This is a genomic window from Devosia sediminis (assembly GCF_016411825.1).
GTDB classification, from domain to species: domain Bacteria; phylum Pseudomonadota; class Alphaproteobacteria; order Rhizobiales; family Devosiaceae; genus Devosia; species Devosia sediminis.
In genome coordinates, this window is record NZ_JAEKMH010000003.1 from 91562 (window position 1) to 111896 (window position 20335).

The following is a 20335-nucleotide window of genomic DNA, read 5'->3' on the forward strand; positions in this document are numbered from 1 at the left end:
CAATGGCTGTGAATGCGGCAGAAGCGGCTCCGCAGAATGCCGCATTCAGCACCACGAAATGGTCGAGGGCGTGGCAAAACCACGCCCCCGGCTATCTCTTCCTGCTGCCCTGGTTGATCGGCTTTATCGGCCTCACGGTCGGCCCGATGATCACCTCGCTCTACCTGAGCTTCACCGACTTCGACCTGCTGACGCCGGCGCAGTGGATTGGCACCGCCAATTACGAACGCATGTTCACCAATGACCGCAATTTTGCGGCCGCCATGCGCGTCACCTTCACCTTCGTGCTGTTCTCGGTGCCGTTGAAGCTCGCCTTCGCTCTGGCCATCGCCATGCTGCTCAACCGCGGCATGAAGGGCCTGCCGCTCTATCGCGCGCTGTTCTATCTACCGAGCCTGCTCGGCGCATCGGTCGCCATCGCCATCCTGTGGCGCCAGATTTTTGCCGGCGACGGCCTCGTCAACCAGTTCCTGTCCATCTTCGGCATTGTCGGCCCGAGCTGGATTTCCAACCCCAATTACTCGCTCTGGACGCTGATCATCCTGTCGATCTGGCAGTTCGGTTCGCCCATGATCATCTTCCTCGCCGGTCTGCGGCAGATTCCGCAGGACATGTACGAGGCAGCCAGTCTCGACGGCGCCGGCAAGTGGCGCCAGTTCTGGAAGATCACCCTGCCGCTGCTGACCCCCGTGGTGTTCTTCAACGCCATCATCCAGACCATCAATGCTTTCCAGAGCTTCACGCCGGCCTTTATCATCTCCAACGGCACCGGCTCGCCGATCAACTCGACGCTGTTCTATGCGCTCTATCTCTACAACGAGGCCTTCAGCTTCTTCCGCATGGGCTACGCATCGGCCCTCGCCTGGTTCCTGCTGTTCCTGATCGCGTGCTTCACCGCCTTCTCCTTCCTCACCTCGAAATACTGGGTGCACTATGACGACTGATGCACACAAGCTGACCGTGGTGACCGGGGCCGAAAACGACCCCTCGGCGCGGATGCGGAAGCGGATCGTCTCGGTCCTCGCCCATACGGCGCTGATCTCTGCTTCGATCCTGATGCTCTATCCCCTGCTCTGGCTCCTCGCGGCTTCGTTCAAGCCCGACAACCAGATCTTCAACACCGGCATCTGGCCGACGGCGGATTGGGATATCGACGCCTATTTCCGTGGCTGGAACGCCATGCGCGTCAGCTTCGGCGTCTTCTTCATGAACTCGTTCGTGATCGCCATTCTCTCCATCGTCGGCAATCTCATTGCCTGCTCGATGGCGGCCTATGCGTTCGCGCGGCTGGAGTTCAAGTTCAAGAACTTCTGGTTCGCCATGATGATGATGACCCTGATGCTGCCCGGCCAGGTCACCATCATCCCGCAATATGTGCTGTTCCGCGACCTGGGGTGGATCAACACCATCCTGCCGCTGGTCGTGCCGAAATTCCTTGCCGTCGACGCCTTCTTCATCTTCCTCATGGTGCAGTTCTTCCGCGGCATTCCGCGCGAGCTGGACGAGGCGGCGATGATGGACGGCGCCGGACCCTGGCGCATCTACTGGAAGATCATGCTGCCGCTTTCCGTCCCCGTTCTGGTGACGGCAGCCATCTTCACCTTCATCTGGACCTGGGACGACTTCTTCGGACCGCTCATCTTCCTCAATCGCATGCAGGATTACACGGTAACCTTGGGTCTCCGCACCTTCGTGGACTCCACGGGCGAAAGCGACTTTGGCGGGCTCTTTGCCATGAGCGTGCTCTCCATCGTGCCGATCTTCGTCTTCTTCCTCATCTTCCAGCGGTTCCTCATCGAAGGCATCGCCACGACCGGTATGAAACGCTAGCCCTATGTCTGACATCAAGTTTGCCGCCATCGGCATCAACCACGCCCATATCTATGGCCAGGTGGAATGCCTGAAGCGCGCTGGCGCCGAATTCGTCGCCTTCCACGCCATCGAGGATGATCTCGCCAAGACCTTTGGCGAGAAATTCCCCGAAGCCAAGCGCGTCTCGGACCCCAAGGCCATCCTCGAGGATGCCTCCATCCAGGTCATCGTTACCGCCGCCATTCCGGGCGACCGGGCCGACATCTGCCTGGCCGCCATGCGGCACGGCAAGGATGTGCTGACCGACAAGCCGGGCATGACCACCTTTGCCCAGCTCGACGAGATCAAACGCGTTCAGAAGGAAACCGGCCGCATCTTCTCGGTGCTCTATTCCGAGCATTTCGAAGTGCCGGCCGCGGTCGAAGCGGGCAATCTCATTGCCGCGGGCGCCATCGGCCAGGTGGTCAATACCGTCGGCCTCGGCCCTCATTCGCTCCGCCTCAACAACCGCCCCGACTGGTTCTTCACCCGCAATCGCTATGGCGGCATCCTCTGCGACATCGCCAGCCACCAGTTCGAGCAGTTCCTGTTCTTCTCGGGCGCCATGGATGGCGAAGTGGTTTCGGCCAGCGTCGCCAATCGCGGCAATCCCAATCGGCCGGGCCTCCAGGATGTCGGCGACGCCCATGTGCGCACCGCCACCTCGTCGGGCTATATCCGCGTCGACTGGTTCACGCCCGAAGGCCTGCCCACCTGGGGCGACGGGCGCCTGACCATCCTCGGCACCGAGGGCTATATCGAGCTGCGCAAATATGTCGATATCGCCGGCCGCCCCGGCAAGGATCACCTCTTCCTCGTCGACAGGAAGGGCGTGCAGCATGTCGACTGCGCCAATGTCGATCTGCCCTTTGGCCGCCAGTTCCTCGACGACGTCAGGAACCGCACCGAAACGGCCATGCCGCAGGAGCGCTGCTACAATGCCATGAAACTGGCGCTCACTGCCCAGCAGATGGCCGAAGTCGGGACGGAGTGGGCCCAATGAGCCGCGTATTGAACGTCGCCATCGTCGGCTGCGGCATCGGCCGCTCGCATATCGTCGAGGGCTACCTGCCCAATGCCGACAAGTTCAAGGTCGTGGCGCTGTGCGATCTCGACCAGGCTCGGCTCGACAAGATCGGCGATGAATTCGGCATCGAGCGCCGCATCCTCGACTTCAACGAACTGCTCACCATGGACGATGTCGACGTCATCGACGTCTGCACCCCGCCCGGCGCCCACTTCTTCATGGTGAAAGCCGCGCTCGAAGCGGGCAAGCATGTGGTCTGCGAAAAGCCGCTGGTCGGCTCGCTCGAGGCGGTCGACGCGATCATGGAGATCGAAAAGACCGCCAAGGGCAAGCTGATGCCGGTCTTCCAGTACCGCTTCGGCAACGGCATCGAACAGGCCAAGCGCATCATCGATGCCGGCATTGCCGGCAAGGCCTATGTCGGCACGGTGGAAACCTTCTGGCGTCGCGAGGCGCCCTATTACGCCATTCCCTGGCGCGGCAAGTGGAAGACCGAACTGGGCGGCGTCCTCATGGGCCACGCCATCCACCCGCACGACATCTTCACCTATCTCATGGGCGACATCGCCCGGGTGTTCGGTCGCGTCGCCACCCGCGTCAACCCGATCGAGGTGGAGGACTGCATTTCGGCCTCGCTCGAAATGAAGTCGGGGGCGCTCGCCAGCCTCACGGCCACCCTGGGCTCGGTCGACGAGATCACCCGCATCCGCCTGCAGTTCGAAAACGTCACCATCGAGAGCGACCACGCCCCCTACAATCCGGGCAAGGAACTCTGGAAAATCCTGCCGCGCAATGACGAGGTGAAGGCCAGGATCGAGGCGCTGCTGGCCAATTGGCAGGACGTGCCGAGCCGCTTCCAGACCCAGATGGCCCGCTTCCACGACGCCATTTTCGGCAAGGGCGAATTGCCCGTGTCCAGTGCCGACAGCCGCCGCGCGCTCGAACTGGTGACGGCCTTCTACCACTCCTCTTCAACCCATACCGAGGTCACGCTGCCGCTCGGTCCCGAACATCCGCTCTACCAGAGCTGGGTGCCGGCTGAGTTCCGCTAAGGAGACAAGACCATGGCTACCTCCATCCAGTTGCGTCAGATCAAGAAAGCCTATGGCGACGTACAGGTGATCCACGGCGTCGATCTCGATATCGAGCCGGGCGACTTCACCGTCTTTGTCGGCCCCTCGGGCTGCGGCAAGTCGACCCTGCTGCGCATGATTGCCGGCCTCGAGCCGATCACCGGGGGCGATCTCCTGATCGACGGCCAGCGCATGAACGAGGTCCCGGCAGCCCGCCGCGGCATCGCCATGGTGTTCCAGTCCTATGCGCTCTATCCGCATATGTCGGTCTACCAGAACCTGGCCTTCGGTCTCGAAACGGCAAAGATGCCCAAGGCCGAGATCGCCCAGCGCGTGCAGCGCGCCGCCGAAATCCTCAAGATCGAGCCGCTCTTGAAGCGCAAGCCCAAGCAGCTCTCGGGCGGCCAGCGCCAGCGCGTCGCCATCGGCCGCGCCATCGTGCGCGAACCCAAGATCTTCCTCTTCGACGAACCGCTCAGCAATCTCGACGCCGAACTGCGTGTGGCCATGCGCGTCGAGATCGCCAAGCTGCACTATGATCTGGGGAACACCATGATCTACGTGACCCACGACCAGGTCGAAGCCATGACCATGGCCGACAAGATCGTGGTGCTGCGCTCCGGCGTCATCGAGCAGGCGGGCGCCCCGCTCGAGCTCTACAACAATCCCCGCAACCTCTTCGTGGCCGGCTTCATCGGCAGCCCGAAGATGAATTTCATGACATCAACCGTCGAAGCCGGCGCGCTCAGGACCGGCGGCGTCGCCCTCGATCTCGGCCGCGACGTCACCGGCGCCACCACGCTCGGCATCCGTCCCGAGCACATCACCATCGTCGAAGGCTCGGGCGTGAAATTCGCCGACCTCACCGTCGATCTCGTTGAAAATCTCGGCGGCCAGACCGTGGTCTATGCCACGACCCGCGACGGTCAGGCGCTCACCATCGTCCTCGAAGGGCAGCGCCATGTCGAAATCGGCTCGTCCGTCTCCGCCTATGTCGATCCGGCCAAGGCCCATATCTTCGACGCCGAGGGCAATGCCATAAGGTAGCGCCGACCCGCTAGGGCAAATCTCTCCGGTGGAGAGATTTGAGGCAAGGAGGCCATGAGCGCTATGCGCAAATGGCGGAGCGCCGCCCCTCCTAGGCACGCTCCAACACCCTCGGGCCTTTCCCGAGGGTGTTTTGTTTGGGCGGGATGGGGGTGGGGAGCGGACTGGCAGGTTTTGGCAATCAAGTCGACAAGTCGGACCTGCGCCCCTGTGGATTACGTCGCAACGCGAGACTCTCGCTAAGTAGAACGGATATGTTTGGTATCAGGATTTCTGTGCTGGGAAGATTATGTCGGACGGCGATGAAACGTACTTTTGGGGACGCATCCCCCGATACACGTATTACTCGCGACGCATCAGCGCCATCTTTGAACGGCCGGTGAGCCCGAGGCGGTTTCTTCATCGTGTGATCGAGGGCAAAGGCGGGGTGGTGGCTATGAAGGAAGGTAAAGAGGTTGTCTTGCGTGAAGCAGAAGCCGCCCGGTACCAGCTAAAGGCAACTCTGTACGAGGACGACCACCAGATAACGAACCTCACCTTCCAGAAGTGGAACAACAAGGGTGGACCCAACAAGGAGATCGCCTTCTCCCTGCGCGGTCGAGAGATTGACGAGTTGCTCCACTTCATCCGCTCTTCCGAGACGATGATTTTTGTTGATGAGCAAGGCGGCCGGGTGTCCGACCGTACCTTGGTACAGTCCACGTTCGACCGGCGACAGATTGCTCGCGTGCTCGTGGAAGACCCCACCCTCCTGAATGCCGTGCTGGAGAACGACATCGAGGCGCAAGACATAGTGGGGCTGGCACGCAGACGCCGCGAGCTTGCCCACTTCCGCCAGATGCTCGATGACGCTGATTTTCGGCAAGCCGAAGCCGAGAAGAAAAAGAGTCTTGAGGCAGCTTGGCAGGCCTTCTTTGAACGGAACACTTGGATATTCGGCTACGGCCTGTCCTACATAGCCATGTCAGAGCTGGACGGTCGGGCCCTGCGGAACAAGGTGGCAGGCTACAACATCAGCGGGCGGGGCAAGGAGGTGGACGGGCTGATGAAGACCGTGGCGGCCATCAACTCCCTGTGTTTTGTCGAGATCAAAACGTCTGACACCCAGCTGGTCAAATACTACCGCCCAGGCGTTTTCGCTCCGAGCGTTGAGCTTGCGGGGGCCGTCTCACAAATTCAGGTGACGGTGCAGCGCGCTCTTGAGGACCTGACCGAGGTATATCAGCCGACGCATCTGGAAAGCGGCGATCCAACCGGCGAGACCCTGTTCCAGTTCCAGCCACGGTCGTTCCTGGTTGTTGGCAACCTTGGCGAGTTTCAGACGCCCGAAGGCACCAACAAGGACAAATTCAGGTCGTTCGAGCTGTTCCGCCGCTCGCTCAGATGGCCGGAGGTACTGACCTTCGACGAGCTATATGCGCGGGCGCGGTTCATTGTGGAGGATGCGTCGGCCGAGGGTAAGGCTGAGTGAGCCAGAAGCTGGGGAAGAGAAGCCGAAGCCGAGCAGAGGTGATGTCACGCGATGGCGAGTGCATCTATTGCGGCCAGCCCACCACGCACCAAGAGCATATGCCGCCCATTGGTATGTTCCGCAAGCGGGACCGGGCGAGCGGGATGGAGTTTGCCACCTGTGCGGCGTGCAATAATGGAACGAGTGCTGCCGACCTAGTGGCCAGCTTCATGGCGCGGATAGACGCCAATGGGGCACTGGGCGACTGGCGCTTTCAGGAGGCTTTTGCCCAGCGGAACATGCTCATGGAGCTTGCCCCGGGCTTTCTAGCCGAGCTTCTAAGCCCTGCCCGCGTCGAGCCTGTCCTATTAAACACCAACGGCGTACTTACCCGTCAGGCCATGATTAAAGCCGATGGTCCGCTGACCAAAGCATACCTAGACGTTTTCAGCGCAAAATTGGGCATGGCCTTGTATCGAGAGCACACCGACTCCCGATTGCCCGACCACGGCGGGGTGCAGGCGTGGTGGTATCTCAACTTCGGGCTGGCCATCAAAGACGTCGAGCAGATGTTGTCCATCATGCCTTTGGCCGGTCGGCTAGCTCAAGGGCGAAAGACATCAGATGGGCAGTTCAACTACCGTTGCAACACAGACAACAAAAGTATTGTAGTGGCCCTCGTATCCTTCCACGACAACCTGCACGTGTCGTTTGCAGCTACATCGGATCCGCAGTTTTACAATCTGCCGTTCGAACACCCGCGAGCGCGGTTCACGAAGCCAGGTCAGATTGCCGGGATGATGCCCAAGGTGACGCCGTCGCAGCTTATTATGCTGCCAGGGCTCGGCGGGGCGCCCTATACATCCCTCCGAATACCCGCGCGGCGCGCGTAATCACTCTATCAAATGAATGTCGGCTTTCGGGAATTAGAGGTTAGGGCCTCCACGACTGAGACGGGGTCGAACGCCGCCACTCCAAAACACTTATCCCCGCCCCCAAATTCCGCCCCATACTGCCCCCATCCCCGTCACACACGCGGCCCCGACGCAGGGTCGGGCGGGGAGGATCGGATGGAGAGGGCGCTCTCCTGCGTGGGTAGAAAACTTCGGCGCTGTCTGGCGCCAGCCTGACGGCACCCCCTTAAACATGGGACCGGACGGCTGGGGTCACCTATCGGACAGCGCAGATGCGCCGGCAGCCGGACCCCAAAGGTACCGCCTGAGGACCGGGCCCCCTAAGCAAGCCGATGCCGTGACGAACGGCCAGTGGCTCAGTTCTTGAACGTTCGTTTGGGCCGCCGGCCGTTCGTTACCGTGCACCCGATAGCCCCATGGGCGAGGCGGGACCTCTGCACGTCCAGCGCACAAATCCGCGCATTTAACGACAACCCGAAAACAACAAAGGCCGGACTGCTGTCCGGCCTTTTGTCGTATCCCGATCTTGGGAAATTGGAGCGGGCGATGGGATTCGAACCCACGACCCTAACCTTGGCAAGGTTATGCTCTACCCCTGAGCTACACCCGCGCTCCGTTGTCTCCGGCACTTGTAAGTGCGGCGACGGGCGCTATATGCCCAATCGCCGATCCGATTGCAACCCGGTTTTTTGCGGAAATCCGTTTCTTCCGGGCGCCTGTGGGAAAGGGGGGTTGCCACGAGCCCTCCGTGAGGCGCAAAAAGGCCGCCAACGCTCAGTTTTCTCTGCACTTGAAGAGTTGAAATCATGACCCTGTCCTTTGATGGCGCTCCCGGCGCCGCCCCGGTTCCCGCCGATCTCATCCGGGACGGTTCCGATGCCGGCTTCAAGGCCGACGTCATCGACGCATCGCTCGAACAGCCGGTGCTTGTGGATTTTTGGGCCCCCTGGTGCGGCCCCTGCCGCCAGCTCGGCCCGGCCATCGAAAAGGTCGTCACCGAGAAGGCCGGCGCCATCAAGCTGGTCAAGATCAACATCGACGAGCATCCGCACATTGCCGGCCAGCTCGGCGTGCAGTCCATTCCGGCCGTCTTTGCCTTTGCCGGCGGCCGCCCCGTGGACGGCTTCATGGGCGCCATGCCGGAGGGTGAAGTGCGGCGCTTTGCCGAAAAGGTGATCGCCGGCGCCCCCTCCGCGCCGCCGCAGGCGGATTCGCTCGAAGCCCAGATCGCCGATGCCCTCGATATCGCCCGGCAGGCTGAAGCCGCCGGCGAACTGGGCCAGGCTGCCCAGATCTATGGCCAGATCCTCCAGCATGTCCCCGACAATGCCGAGGCGCTGATCGGCCTTGCCGGCGTCTACATGACTGCCGGCGAAGCCGAGCAGGCCAAGGTCACGCTCGACATGGTGCCCGAGGACCAGCGCAAGGGCGAGGCCTATACGACGCTCGCCAATGCCATCCGCCTCAAGGACGAGGCTGCGGGCCTGTCCGAAGCGGCAACGCTGGAAGCCGCGATCGCCGCCGATCCCGACAATCACCAGGCAAGGCTGGATCTGGCCGTGGTGCTCAACGCCGAGGGCAAGCGCATCGAGGCCGCCGAGGCCCTGGTCGCCAGCTTCAAGCGCGACCGGTCCTGGAACGAGGATGCTGCCCGCAAGAAGCTGCTCGAACTGTTCGAGGCCTGGGGTCCAAAGGACCCGGCCACGCTCAAGGGCCGCCGCCTGCTCTCGGCCGTGCTCTTCTCCTAAGGTTCATCATGCCCAAGCGACCGACCAGCCCGGCCGAACTGCCAAAATCCGTTCCGGTCTTTCCGCTGAGCGGGGCTTTGCTGCTGCCCTATTCGCATCGCCCGCTCAACATCTTCGAGCCGCGCTACATCGAAATGGTGGACGCTGCCCTGCGCGGTGACCGGCTGATCGGTCTCATCCAGCCCGAGGACACCAGCGAGGAAAGCCCCAAGGGTCGCGCCCCGCTGCAAAGTGTGGGGTGTCTGGGGCGCCTCACCCATTTCGAGGAAAGTGGCGACGGGCGCTATTTCATCATCCTCGAAGGCGTCACCCGCTTCCGCCTGATGCATGAACTGACCGTGCTCACGCCCTATCGGCAATGCGTGATTTCCGCCGAAGGCTACGAAGCCGATTTCTCCCGCAATCACGGCGAGGAGGCGGTGGATCGGGTCCGTTTCGTCAAGATGATGCGCGACTATGCCGAATTCGCCAATTTCGAACTCAACTGGGAAGAGATCGAATCGACCGGCACAGCCGACCTCGTCAATTTCTGCTGCATGGTCTCGCCCTATGGCGCCGCCGAAAAGCAGGTCCTGCTCGAGGCCAATACATTGGAAGAGCGCGCCGAGACCCTGATCGCCATGACCGAATACGAGATGGCGCGTGGCGGCTCCGACGGCGCGGCCCCGCTCAACTGATGGCTGAAGCGCCCGCCGATCCGCGCCATGTGGTGTCGCCGCAGGTTCTCGACATGCTGGTCTGCCCGCTGACCAAGACCCGCCTGACCCTTTCCGCCGACCGGGCCGAGCTGATCTCGGTCGCGGCGCGCCTCGCCTTTCCCATCCGCAAGGGCGTCCCGCTGCTCAGCCTCGATGAGGCGCGCAATGTCGATCCGGAAGAAATCCAGCGCCTCAGCCGCTAGGCTTATCCCCGGCCCCTTGGGCTCTGCTAGCCTTGGTCTCAGATGGGCATGCCGCTGAGGAGTTTTGGAGCGCCGCCGCCGACGCTCGAGGCGGCGCGGATCAGCGTCGACTTGATCGGCCCCGCGCGATCGACGAGCCCCAGGCCGAAATCCCTGAGGGCGCGGATCGGCGCCACATCGTTGGAAAAGAGCCGGTTCATCCCGTCCGTCACCGCGGCCATCGAAGCGGTGTCAAGCCGCCGCCAGCTCTGGTAGCGCTCCAGCACATCGGCCGCGCCATGGTCGAGCCCGAGGCGCATGGCGTCGACGACCACTTCCGCCAGCGCCGCCACATCCTTGAGGCCGAGGTTGAGGCCCTGACCGGCAATGGGGTGGATGACATGGGCGGCATCACCCACCAGCGCCAGGCGCGGTCCGACAAAGCTCTTGGCCAGTTGCAGGCGTAAGGGAAAACCCATCAGCTTGTCTTCTAGCGTCACCCGCCCCAGGGTCGAGCCCATCACGGCTTCGATCTCCAGCGCCAGCTCTTCTTGGTTCATGGCAAGGAAGCGTGGTGCCTCACGGCTGCTTTCGGTCCAGACCAGCGAGGATCGGTTGCCCGGCAGGGGCAGGCTGGCAAAGGGACCCGCGGGGCGGAAATGCTCATAGGCCACGCCGTCATGCGCCAGTTCGTGGCCGATCGTGGCGACCAGCCCGGTCTGCTGGTAGTCATGCCCGAACGTCTCGATGCCGGCGCGTTGCCTGAGGCTCGATTGGGCCCCGTCGGCCGCGACGATCAGCGGCGCCGCCAGGACGCGTCCATCCGCCAGCGTCAACCGGCCAAATGTCTCGTCCGCCGACCAGTCGGCGATCTCGGCCGGGGCGACCACGCTGATCCGCCCCTCGATGGCAGCCATCAGCGCCGCGCCGCTGGCCTGGTTCGGCACCATATGGGCAAAGGGCTCTCCGGGACCGACATCGCCGTCAAAGCGCAAAAACAGCGGCCGTGCCAGGTCGCCCTCGCCCGAATCGGTGATGTGCATGGCGGAGATGGCCTGACTCTGCCCTTCCATCGGCGCCCATACGCCGAGCGCCTCGAAGATCCGTCGCACCGCGGCGGCTATGGCGGATGCCCGGTTGTCGCGCGGCACGCTCAGCGGCCGCCGGTCCACCAGCGCAATGCGCATTCCGGGGCCGGATTGCACCAGCGCCAGGGCCAGCGTCAGGCCCACCGGGCCACCGCCGACAATGATGACATCATGCTGCTGCGCTTGCGTTTTGGACATGCCGGTCTCCTTGCCGCCATTGTCGGTTCCCGCCCCTCGGGAGGCAAGTGCATCATTGCCGCGTCACGCCACAATGTGCCTGCGCAAATTATAAGCAGAGCCCTCTCTTTGTGCGCAATACATAGGCAGTGATTTGCCCATTTCTGAGTCGCCGCCGAATGCCGTTTGTTAAGCCGCTGTAAACGCTGCTCAATTTCGAGCGCGCCCATTTGGCATGCAGTTTGAGTGTGGTTTGACCGTTCCAACGCGCATCAGCGTCAAAGGGGGTCAGATGAAACTGGTGATTGCCATTATCAAGCCGTCACGGCTCGAAGAGGTCCGGCAGGCGCTCAATTCGCTCGACGTGCACGGCATGACCGTCACCGAGGTCAAGGGTTACGGTCGTCAGAAGGGTCACTCGGAAATCTATCGCGGCACGGAATATGCGGTGCATTTCCTGCCCAAGCTCAAGGTCGAGATCGCTGTCGACGACGCCCTGGCCGACCAGGTCAGCACCGTCATTCGCGATGCCGCTCAGACCGGTCGCATCGGCGACGGCAAGATTTTCGTGCTCGACCTCCTGGCCGTGACCCGCATCCGCACCGGTGAGACCGGCGCCTCGGCGCTGTGACCCGCATCCCATTTCCGGAGACAACAACAATGAAAATGTCCAAAGTCCTGGGGGGTGCGACACTGGCCTCCCTCTTGATGGCCCTGCCGGCCTTTGCCCAGGATGCCGCGCCCGGCGTTGCCGCCGCCGCTGAAGTCGTCGAAGAAGCCGCTGCCGTCGTCGACAAGGGCGACGTCGCCTGGATGCTCGTCTCGACCATGGTCGTCATCGTCATGACCATCCCGGGCCTTGCCCTTTTCTACGGCGGCCTCGTGCGCGCCAAGAACGTGCTGAGCGTCCTCACCCAGGTCTTCCTCGGCTTCTCGATGATCGCCATCCTCTGGGTAGCCTATGGCTATTCGCTGGCCTTTGCCGGCCCCACCGAAGGCGGTCTCTCGGCCTTTATCGGCGACTTCTCGAAATTCTTCCTCAATGGCGTGACGCTCGATTCGCGTGCCGCGACCTTCTCGGCTGGCTTCGAGCTACCCGAACTGGTCTTCGTCACTTTCCAGCTCACCTTCGCCTGCATCACCTCGACCCTCATCGTCGGCGGCATTGCCGAGCGCATGAAGTTCGGCGCGTTGATGGCCTTCCTCGCCATTTGGTTCACCTTCTCCTATGTGCCGATGGCCCACATGGTCTGGTCGGGCCCCGGCCTGCTGTTCGGCATGGGCGCTTATGACTTTGCCGGTGGCACCGTGGTTCACATCAATTCGGGTGTCGCTGCCCTGGTCGCCGCCCTGGTGCTTGGGCCGCGCGTCGGCTTCCTCAAGGAACCAATCCCGCCCCACAACCTGGTCCTGACCTATGTCGGCGCCGGCCTCCTTTGGTTCGGCTGGTTCGGCTTCAATGCCGGCTCCAACCTCGAAGCCAATGCCCTCACCGCCGTTGCCCTGATCAACACCGTCCTGGCTCCGGCCGCCGGCGCCCTCGCCTGGGCCCTGGGTGAGCGCATCACCCGTGGCCATGCTTCGGCCCTCGGCGCTGTCTCGGGTGCCGTTGCCGGTCTCGTCGCCATCACCCCGGCCGCTGGCTTTGCCGGCGTCGGCGGTGCCATCGTGCTCGGCGCCATTGCCGGCGTGGTCTGCCTCTGGGCCGTCGTCAATCTCAAGCCGCTGCTCAAGTATGACGACAGCCTCGACGTCTTCGGCATCCATGGCGTGGGTGGCATTGTCGGTGCCCTCGGCACCGCCGTCGTCGCGGCCCCCGGCTTTGGTGGCTACCCGCTCGGCGACGCAGCGGCCTACTCGATCGGCGGCCAGTTCATGGTGCAGCTGACCGGCGTGGTCATCGCCATCGTTTGGTCCGGCGTCGTGGCGCTCATCGCCATGCTGATCGTCAAGGCCCTGTTCGGTGGCGCCAAGGTCTCGGAAGCCGCCGAAAGCGACGGCCTCGACCTCTCGACCCACGGCGAACGCGCCTACAACTAAGCGCTCCTGGGCGGCCCACGGGCCGCCCAATCCTGCCCCAGCGTCGCAGCCATGCGGCTGGTCGGGGCGTGCGGCTCGTGTTCTCTTTGGCCCGCCACAGAGGCTTCCCACTCGCAAACAACGCGAGCCGCACTCCCGGGCCAGTTCCCACCGGCAAATTCCGATGGTTAGCACGCGATTAACCACACACCGCTAGCATGAGCCCATTACGGCCCACGCTGATGGTTTGCGGGCCGACAACGAGTAATGCGTGTCCATGCCCAGCCATCCCGTTCCTACGCTCGATGAAGTCCGCAGCTTGCCGGCCCGTGCGCCGCGCGCCTCGACGCGCACCGTCAGCGCCCCGATGCCGCCGCCGGCCATCGCCATCCGCATTCCCCTGCGAGTCGCTGGCGCGCTGATTCTGGGCTTCTGCGCCGTTCTGCTGCTCTCGCTCGCCTCCTGGTCGGTCGATGATCCCTCCCTGTCGCTGGCGACGGGCAAGACCGCGGCCAACTGGCTGGGCTTTCCGGGCGCCGTCATCGCCGATCTCACCTTCCAGTTCCTGGGCCTTGCCGGCCTCGTCATGGTCGTGCCGCTCGCCATCTGGGGCTGGGCCATGGCGCGCCGCCGTGCCGTCAGCCGCTTCGGCCTGCGTCTCGTCGCCTGGCTGGGGGCGGTACTGCTGTTTGCCGGTGTCTTCTCCTTTGTGGCCCTGCCCGAAACCTGGCCCCTGCCCACCGGTCTCGGCGGCCTTGCCGGATCCATGTTCACCGCGCTCGCCAGCTTGATTGCCGGCAGCGAGCCGCAGGCCATCACCTCGACCCTCTTCGCCATCATCCTGGCCGCCCCGGCTCTTGCCCTGTTCTGGATTGCGATGGGCCTCGGCACCTCGATCCCGGTCAAGCCGCAGAAGGCATCCGCCGCCCGCAAGGCCGCCGAGGCTGACGAGCGCGAACCCAATCCGCTGGTCGAAGTCGCCATGGGCGCCATCGTCCATATGGGCTATTCCATGCGCACCGCCTTCCGCCGCGCCCGGGCCGAGCATGCCGCCCGCCGCGCCGTGGAAGACGAACAGGATTTCGGACACGAAACCGAGCCGGCCATGACGGCCCGCCATGCCCCCGATGTGGCGGTGGAGCGCGAGCCTGTGGTCAGTGCCCCCCAGCGCCGCATCCATGCGCCTGCCCAGCATGTCGAGCCCAGCTTCGAGCCGAGTGCGCGCATCAAGGCGCAGCCCGATTACGACGATACCGCCATCGACTATCCCGACGAGCCCGAGGACGACGCCATTCCCTTCGTCCCCGACGCGCCGGTGGTCAATCGCACCCAGCGCGGCGATTCCCGCTTCCATCCGGTCGATCCGGCCGCGCCGCGTGTCACCGCCCCCGCCCCGCGCCCGGCTCAGGGCCAGCGCCAGTTCCGCGAGGCCCAGGGCTCGCTGCTCGACGAACCGCATGGTTTCGAACTGCCCGAGCTCAGCCTCCTGGCCGAACCGCGCCGCGCCGGTCCCTCGCCCGAGCACGCCCCGGAGCGGCTCGAGGAAATGGCCCGTCAGCTCGAAGCGGTGCTGGCCGATTTCGGCGTCAAGGGCGACATCATCAATGTCCGCCCCGGCCCGGTCGTGACCCTCTTTGAACTCGAGCCGGCCCCTGGCATCAAGTCGAGCCGCGTCATCTCGCTGGCCGACGACATTGCGCGCTCGATGAGCGCCATTTCCGCCCGCGTCGCCGTGGTGCCGGGCCGCAATGCCATCGGCATCGAACTGCCCAACCAGACGCGTGAAACCGTGTTCTTCCGCGAAATGCTGGCCTCGTCCGACTTCGAGAAGATGCGCGGCAAGCTGCCGATCTGCCTGGGCAAGACCATTGGTGGCGAGCCCGTCATTGCCGACCTGGCGCGCATGCCGCATCTGCTGATCGCCGGTACCACGGGCTCGGGCAAGTCGGTCGGCATCAACACCTTCATCCTTTCGCTGCTCTACCAGATGACGCCCGAGCAGTGCCGCATGATCATGATCGATCCCAAGATGCTCGAACTCTCGATCTATGACGGCATTCCGCATCTGCTGACGCCCGTCGTCACCGATCCGCAAAAGGCGGTCGTGGCGCTCAAATGGGCCGTGCGCGAGATGGAAGACCGCTATCGCAAGATGAGCAAGATCGGTGTGCGCAACATCGACGGCTTCAACCAGCGCGTCTCCGAGGCCGCCAAGGAAGGCCGCACCATCAGCCGCACGGTGCAGACTGGCTTCGATCGCGAAACCGGCGAGGCGATCTATGAGAGCGAGGAGTTCGATCTCGAGCCCTTGCCCTATATCGTGGTCATCGTCGACGAAATGGCCGACCTGATGATGGTCGCCGGCAAGGATATCGAAGGCGCCATCCAGCGCCTGGCGCAGATGGCCCGTGCCGCCGGCATCCATATGGTCACCGCCACGCAGCGCCCGTCGGTCGACGTGATCACCGGCACGATCAAGGCCAATTTCCCGACCCGTATCTCCTTCATGGTAACCAGCAAGATCGATTCGCGCACCATTCTGGGCGAGCAGGGCGCCGAACAGCTCCTGGGCAATGGCGACATGCTCTACATGGCCTCGGGCGGCCGCACCAAGCGCCTGCATGGCGCCTTCGTGTCGGACAATGAAGTCGAGGCGGTGGTCAACCACTTGAAGAGCCAGGGCGCCCCTGACTACCTCGACAACATCACCGAGGAAGACGACGAGGGTGGCTATGGCGAGGATGGTGCCGGCGGCGACGACTATGCCGGCTCGGGCGACGAGCTTTACGACAAGGCCGTCCATATCGTCATGACCGACAAGAAGGCGTCCACCTCCTATATCCAGCGGCGCCTCGCCATCGGCTACAACAAGGCGGCGACACTGATCGAGCGCATGGAACGCGAAGGCGTCATCAGCCCGGCCAACCATGCCGGCAAGCGCGAAATCCTCGTCGGCAACAATGCCGACGGCTACTGATCGATCTGATCGATAGTCCTCATCAAATTACAATCGCCGCCGGCGCCGTCATGGTGTCGGCGGCGCTTTCCTGTGTTCTCTGCAGTGCTGGAGGCGGGAGGCACAAGCATCCATTTCCCGCGCGCATCGTTTGCCCATGGAGGAGAGCTGCATGGCCAACGACGTTGCTTACTTCGGATTTACCGGCCCGATCGAGCCGGGGGGCGTAGGGCGGCTGGCTGGGGCGCTGAATTCGGCGGTCAATGGCGGCGTGGATACCGTCCATCTCGCCTTCAGCTCAAATGGCGGCTATGTCGCCGACGGCGTCTATCTTTATAACCATATCCGCGCCCTGCCGCTGCATCTGGTCATCTACAATAGCGGCTCGGTTGGCTCGATCGCGGTCTCGGTGTTTCTGGCTGCGCAGGAGCGCTACTGCTCGACCCATGCGATGTTCATGATCCACCCGACGACCATGGGCCAGTCCGAGGGTCTTACGGCGCGGCGGCTGCAATCAACGCTGGATGCGGCACTGGCGGATGATGATCGTACGGACAACATCCTGCGTGAGCGGAGCCGGATCCCCAGCGACATCCTGGCGGCCCGGCGTCACAGCGAGATCTACATCCCGCCGTCCAAGGCCGTTGATTATGGGCTGGTCAATGCTGTCCGGGAATTTGCGCTGCCACAGGGGCAGCAGATCGTGCAGATCTAGCGGCATTTCTGGTCCCCCCTTGATCGCCTGAGGCGGCGCGCGGTAAAGCCCGCCGCCGCCCAAGGCAAGTTACCGATCAGCGATATTGATTATTGTTGTTCTGGCCGGGGCGCTGATCGTTCTGCTGATTGTCGCTGAACTGATCGTCCTGCTGACCCTGGCGCTGCTGCTGGTCGGACTGCTGGCCGCCCATGCCGCCCTGACGGTTCATGTCATCGGACTGCTGGTCGTTCTGGCGGTTCTGCTGACCACCTTGCTGGGACTGGCCACCTTGCTGACCCTGCTGGTTCTGGCCCGACTGCTGGCCGCCCTGGTGACCCTGGCGGTTCTGATCGGACTGCTGCCCACCCTGGCTCTGCTGGCCGAACTGGTTCTTGTCGGATTCGAAGCCGCGGTCGTTCTGGTTCTTCTCGTGGTCCTGCATGGAAACTCCTCCGAGTTGGCCGGACCTGATTGTCCGGTGATGCGGAGGCAACGGTGCCCCCATCGCCCCGTTCCGCGAATGTGATCGGCGCCAGAAAACGTGATCGTCAGCGTTCGTCCTCTGGTAGGTGCGCATGGAAGCGGGAGGACGACATCGCCCTCAGCAAGACGCAGCGTGGAAAATCCTGCACCGCTATTCGTCGCAGACCAGGGGACCCGATTCCACCGCGAAGCGGCGCGGCCCGGATGCGGGTTGTTCGCCCAATCCCAGCGGCACATCAACGATCACCACCTCCATCCGGCACGATCCGCTGATCACTTCGTAAAAGTCGGTGTCGGTCGTGATGATGGCTTCGATGGGGTGGCTTATGCCGAATTCCTCGACGACATGCGCGATGATGGCCTCAAGTTCGTTCTGCCGCTGGTAATGCGGTGGCAGGGCGGCCAATGCTGGCGTTGCGATGAGCGCGAGCCCCGCAACCAGAAGTCTTTTCCGCATAGCCCCTCCCGCCCGCGCTAACCACTTCGGGAACCACAATGGAACTTTCCCGCTGTTGCCGCAATTGCTGCCTAGGGTAGGTTTCACCAAAAGATCCGCGAGGAATTTAAAGCCGATGATTCGCCGCACAGCCCTGATGCTTGGTCTTGCTGCCGCACTTTCGCCGGTTCTGCCGGCACTGGCCCAGAGCCGCGCCCTCACCCCGGAGGAGCAGCAGCTCATCAACGACATCAACGTGCACAATTCGGCCATCCGCACCATGGTGGGGCGGTTCCTGCAGATCGACAGCCAGGGCGGCAGGCAGGAAGGCACCTTCTTCCTCGAGCGGCCCGACAAGATCGCTTTCCGCTATGCGCCGCCCAGCCGCGAAGAGATCGTCTCGGTGGGCCGTGGCTTCTATGTCATCGACCGGCGCGAAGAGACCTATTACGCCTATCCGCAGGACTCCATCCCGCTGCGTCAGTTCCTCGGCGCCGAGATCAATCTGCTCAATGCCAATGTGGTCGATATCACCAATACCGATGGCTATATCAGCGTCACGGTCATCGACAATACCGTGGCCGGCACCGTGCAGGTCTCGCTGATCTTCGATACCGAGACCAAGGATCTGGCGCAGTGGACGCTGGTCGAGCCCAATGGTTCGGAATTGACCTTCTCGCTCTATGACGTGCAGAAGGACGTCGAAATCCCACCCAACTTCTTCACCTTCCCCTCGACCTATCGGGGCAAGGATCCGGCCTGAGGGTTGGAAGACGGCACAAGAAAGCCCCGGCGAGCCGGGGCTTTTGCTTTTCTAGAGGCCGAAAGCAAAGATGGCGATGAGCCCGGCGCCGCCTACAAGGATGCGCCACCAGGCAAAGGGCGCAAAGCCATAGCGCGACACGAAATCGAGCAGGTAGCGCACGACGAGCGCCGCCACCACGAAGGCCGCGGCAAAGCCAATGGCGACATTGAGCGCGATGGAAGCGTCGATCAGGTCGCGGCTCTTATAGAGATCGTAGCCGAATGCGCCGACCATGATGGGGAGGGCGATGAAAAAGGTGAACTCGGCCGCCGCGCGCTTGGAGGCGCCGAACAGCATGCCGCCCACCACGGTCGAGCCGGAGCGCGATACGCCCGGGATCAGCGAGATCATCTGGAAGAGCCCGATGATCACGGCCAGGTGCCAGGGGAAATGGTAGATGTCGTCGTATTTTGGTTCGAGCGGCAACCGGTCGACGATCAGGAGAATGATGCCGCCGACCAGGAGCGTGATGCAGATCAGCGCCGCCGATTCCCAGAGCGCGCCCTGGATGAAGTCGCGCAGCAGCACGCCCGCCACCACGGCGGGCAGGCAGGCGAGAATGACCGAAAGCGCGAACTGCCAAGCATAGGCTTTTCCGGTCAAGGCGTCGCGGATCAGCAGGCCCAGTTTGGCGAAATAGACGGTGACGACGGCCAGGATCGCGCCGAGCTGGATCAGCACGATAAACGTGGCCGGCTGGGTCAGCCCGAAGAAGTGCCCAGCCAGCAGCAGGTGGCCGGTCGAGCTGACCGGAAGGAATTCGGTAAGCCCTTCGAGAATTCCAAGGATCAGCGGCACAAAAAGACCTTGATCGGCGTTCATTTGATCCCCTAACTCGTTTTATTGGGTCACCCTCTGCTGCGCTCTCTTAGCCCTGTTCGGCAGGAGCGCCAAGGCGCGCAGGAGCAGGGCCGGGTCCGCAACAGTTCAGAGCGTCAGTTCATGCCCAGCCTCGTGCACCATCCCCTCGATCCAGCCTCGCGTCTCGTCCGGCTGATGTGCGCCGAATACGGGGTGCCGCTCGATCTTGAGGAGATCAAGCCCTGGCTGCGCGAGGAGGCACTGCTGGAAATCAATCCGGCCGCCACCCTGCCCATCCTGTTCACCGATACCGAGCAGGCCGTGGTGGGCATTCTCGCCACCCTCCACGTCATCGAGGATTTCTATGCACCCGATGCCGTCGGCGGGCTCGTGCCGGCCGACCCGATGGCGCGCGCCGAGATGTGGCGGCTGGTGGAATGGGCGCTGGTCAAACTCAATGACGAGGTGACCCGCTATCTTGTCGAGGAAAAGATCGCCAAGCGCGACCTGCGCGGCGCCACGCCCGAACCGGCGGTGCTGCGGGCGGCCAAGGCCAATTTCGTCGAGCATATGCTCTATTTCAATTACCTGCTGGCCAGCCGCAACTGGGTAGGTGGCGACGAGATGAGCCTGGCCGATTTCGCCCTGGCGGCGCATTTCTCCACCCTCGACTATATGGGCGATATCGACTGGTCCAAGGCGCCGCACGAAACGCGCGACTGGTATTCGCGCATCAAGTCCCGCCCGGCTTTCCGCACCCTGCTCAATGATCGCGTGACCGCCATGCCGCCCTCCAAGGGCTATGCGAACCTCGATTTTTAGCAGCCTTCCCCCGCGTCATCCCCGCGTAAGCGGGGACCTCCGTTTGCAGCGTGGGCAGTGG

20 protein-coding genes and 1 tRNA gene are annotated in these 20335 nt (G+C 63.2%); 16 read left to right on the forward strand and 5 right to left on the reverse strand.

Features of this window, described 5'->3' with window-relative positions; translation table 11 throughout:
* The first annotated feature begins 2 nt into the window (after window positions 1-2).
* From JEQ47_RS13505 to JEQ47_RS13535, 7 genes are all read left to right on the forward strand, one after another.
* Window positions 3-944 (forward strand): carbohydrate ABC transporter permease, encoded by a 942-nt coding sequence (locus tag JEQ47_RS13505; RefSeq protein ID WP_198876968.1) that lies wholly within the window; start codon window positions 3-5, stop codon window positions 942-944.
* Window positions 934-1830 carry a carbohydrate ABC transporter permease gene (locus JEQ47_RS13510; RefSeq protein ID WP_198876969.1) on the forward strand — a complete coding sequence of 299 codons (897 nt, stop codon included), beginning with the start codon at window positions 934-936 and terminating at the stop codon, window positions 1828-1830. The genes JEQ47_RS13505 and JEQ47_RS13510 overlap by 11 nt, the downstream gene beginning before the upstream one ends.
* A gap of 4 nt (window positions 1831-1834) precedes the next feature.
* Window positions 1835-2854 carry a Gfo/Idh/MocA family protein gene (locus JEQ47_RS13515; RefSeq protein ID WP_198876970.1) on the forward strand — a complete coding sequence of 340 codons (1020 nt, stop codon included), beginning with the start codon at window positions 1835-1837 and terminating at the stop codon, window positions 2852-2854.
* Entirely contained in the window at window positions 2851-3930 is a 1080-nt protein-coding gene (locus JEQ47_RS13520; protein ID WP_198876971.1) for a Gfo/Idh/MocA family protein, read from the forward strand. Before JEQ47_RS13515 ends, JEQ47_RS13520 begins: the two co-directional genes overlap by 4 nt.
* Window positions 3931-3942: 12 nt before the next feature.
* The gene (locus JEQ47_RS13525; RefSeq protein ID WP_198876972.1) at window positions 3943-4998 is read left to right on the forward strand and encodes an ABC transporter ATP-binding protein; all 1056 of its coding nucleotides are present in this window, start codon (window positions 3943-3945) and stop codon (window positions 4996-4998) included.
* A 289-nt stretch (window positions 4999-5287) separates the two neighbouring features.
* Window positions 5288-6469 (forward strand): Shedu immune nuclease family protein, encoded by a 1182-nt coding sequence (locus JEQ47_RS13530; protein ID WP_198876973.1) that lies wholly within the window; start codon window positions 5288-5290, stop codon window positions 6467-6469.
* Window positions 6466-7341 (forward strand): hypothetical protein, encoded by an 876-nt coding sequence (locus JEQ47_RS13535; protein WP_198876974.1) that lies wholly within the window; start codon window positions 6466-6468, stop codon window positions 7339-7341. Before JEQ47_RS13530 ends, JEQ47_RS13535 begins: the two co-directional genes overlap by 4 nt.
* 556 nt (window positions 7342-7897) lie before the next feature.
* Here the strand turns inward: JEQ47_RS13535 and JEQ47_RS13540 are convergent.
* Window positions 7898-7972, reverse strand: a tRNA-Gly gene (locus JEQ47_RS13540).
* Window positions 7973-8168: 196 nt separating this feature from the next.
* On the opposite strand from JEQ47_RS13540, the gene JEQ47_RS13545 reads away from it, so the two are divergent.
* Genes JEQ47_RS13545 through JEQ47_RS13555 form a run of 3 tightly spaced genes read left to right on the forward strand, consistent with a single transcriptional unit; the run spans window position 8169 to window position 10011 of the window.
* The gene (locus tag JEQ47_RS13545; RefSeq protein ID WP_198876975.1) at window positions 8169-9110 is read left to right on the forward strand and encodes a thioredoxin family protein; all 942 of its coding nucleotides are present in this window, start codon (window positions 8169-8171) and stop codon (window positions 9108-9110) included.
* An 8-nt stretch (window positions 9111-9118) separates the two neighbouring features.
* Window positions 9119-9787, forward strand: coding sequence for an LON peptidase substrate-binding domain-containing protein (locus tag JEQ47_RS13550; protein WP_198876976.1), 669 nt, complete (start codon window positions 9119-9121; stop codon window positions 9785-9787).
* Window positions 9787-10011: a Trm112 family protein gene (locus JEQ47_RS13555; RefSeq protein ID WP_198876977.1), complete on the forward strand. Its 225-nt coding sequence runs from the start codon at window positions 9787-9789 to the stop codon at window positions 10009-10011. Before JEQ47_RS13550 ends, JEQ47_RS13555 begins: the two co-directional genes overlap by 1 nt.
* Before the next feature lie 38 nt (window positions 10012-10049).
* On the opposite strand, the gene JEQ47_RS13560 is transcribed toward JEQ47_RS13555, so the two are convergent.
* Complete coding sequence (locus JEQ47_RS13560) at window positions 10050-11276, reverse strand: FAD-dependent monooxygenase (RefSeq protein ID WP_198876978.1); 1227 nt, start codon at window positions 11274-11276, stop codon at window positions 10050-10052.
* A gap of 271 nt (window positions 11277-11547) precedes the next feature.
* Here JEQ47_RS13560 and JEQ47_RS13565 point away from each other — a divergent pair, with 271 nt between their 5' ends.
* The 4 genes from JEQ47_RS13565 to JEQ47_RS13580 all read left to right on the forward strand — a co-directional run bounded on the left by JEQ47_RS13565 (window position 11548) and on the right by JEQ47_RS13580 (window position 16945).
* Window positions 11548-11886, forward strand: coding sequence for a P-II family nitrogen regulator (locus JEQ47_RS13565; protein ID WP_086471426.1), 339 nt, complete (start codon window positions 11548-11550; stop codon window positions 11884-11886).
* Between the two features lie 29 nt (window positions 11887-11915).
* Window positions 11916-13295, forward strand: a complete 1380-nt coding sequence (locus JEQ47_RS13570) for an ammonium transporter (RefSeq protein WP_198876979.1) — start codon at window positions 11916-11918, stop codon at window positions 13293-13295.
* A 346-nt stretch (window positions 13296-13641) separates the two neighbouring features.
* Window positions 13642-16251: a DNA translocase FtsK gene (locus tag JEQ47_RS13575; protein WP_236020897.1), complete on the forward strand. Its 2610-nt coding sequence runs from the start codon at window positions 13642-13644 to the stop codon at window positions 16249-16251.
* Window positions 16252-16402: 151 nt separating this feature from the next.
* Complete coding sequence (locus JEQ47_RS13580) at window positions 16403-16945, forward strand: ATP-dependent Clp protease proteolytic subunit (RefSeq protein WP_198876980.1); 543 nt, start codon at window positions 16403-16405, stop codon at window positions 16943-16945.
* 76 nt (window positions 16946-17021) lie between these two features.
* Here JEQ47_RS13580 and JEQ47_RS13585 read toward each other — a convergent pair whose 3' ends face one another.
* Both JEQ47_RS13585 and JEQ47_RS13590 read right to left on the reverse strand, forming a co-directional pair.
* The gene (locus tag JEQ47_RS13585; RefSeq protein WP_198876981.1) at window positions 17022-17369 is read right to left on the reverse strand and encodes a hypothetical protein; all 348 of its coding nucleotides are present in this window, start codon (window positions 17367-17369) and stop codon (window positions 17022-17024) included.
* Window positions 17370-17561: 192 nt separating this feature from the next.
* Window positions 17562-17867, reverse strand: a complete 306-nt coding sequence (locus JEQ47_RS13590) for a hypothetical protein (RefSeq protein WP_198876982.1) — start codon at window positions 17865-17867, stop codon at window positions 17562-17564.
* A 115-nt stretch (window positions 17868-17982) separates the two neighbouring features.
* On the opposite strand from JEQ47_RS13590, the gene JEQ47_RS13595 reads away from it, so the two are divergent.
* Window positions 17983-18609: a LolA family protein gene (locus tag JEQ47_RS13595; protein ID WP_198876983.1), complete on the forward strand. Its 627-nt coding sequence runs from the start codon at window positions 17983-17985 to the stop codon at window positions 18607-18609.
* 51 nt (window positions 18610-18660) lie between these two features.
* Here JEQ47_RS13595 and JEQ47_RS13600 read toward each other — a convergent pair whose 3' ends face one another.
* Complete coding sequence (locus JEQ47_RS13600; RefSeq protein WP_198876984.1) at window positions 18661-19473, reverse strand: undecaprenyl-diphosphate phosphatase; 813 nt, start codon at window positions 19471-19473, stop codon at window positions 18661-18663.
* A 120-nt stretch (window positions 19474-19593) separates the two neighbouring features.
* Between JEQ47_RS13600 and JEQ47_RS13605 the strand changes: the two genes are divergently transcribed.
* The gene (locus JEQ47_RS13605) at window positions 19594-20274 is read left to right on the forward strand and encodes a glutathione S-transferase family protein (RefSeq protein ID WP_198876985.1); all 681 of its coding nucleotides are present in this window, start codon (window positions 19594-19596) and stop codon (window positions 20272-20274) included.
* Window positions 20275-20335 lie beyond the last annotated feature (61 nt).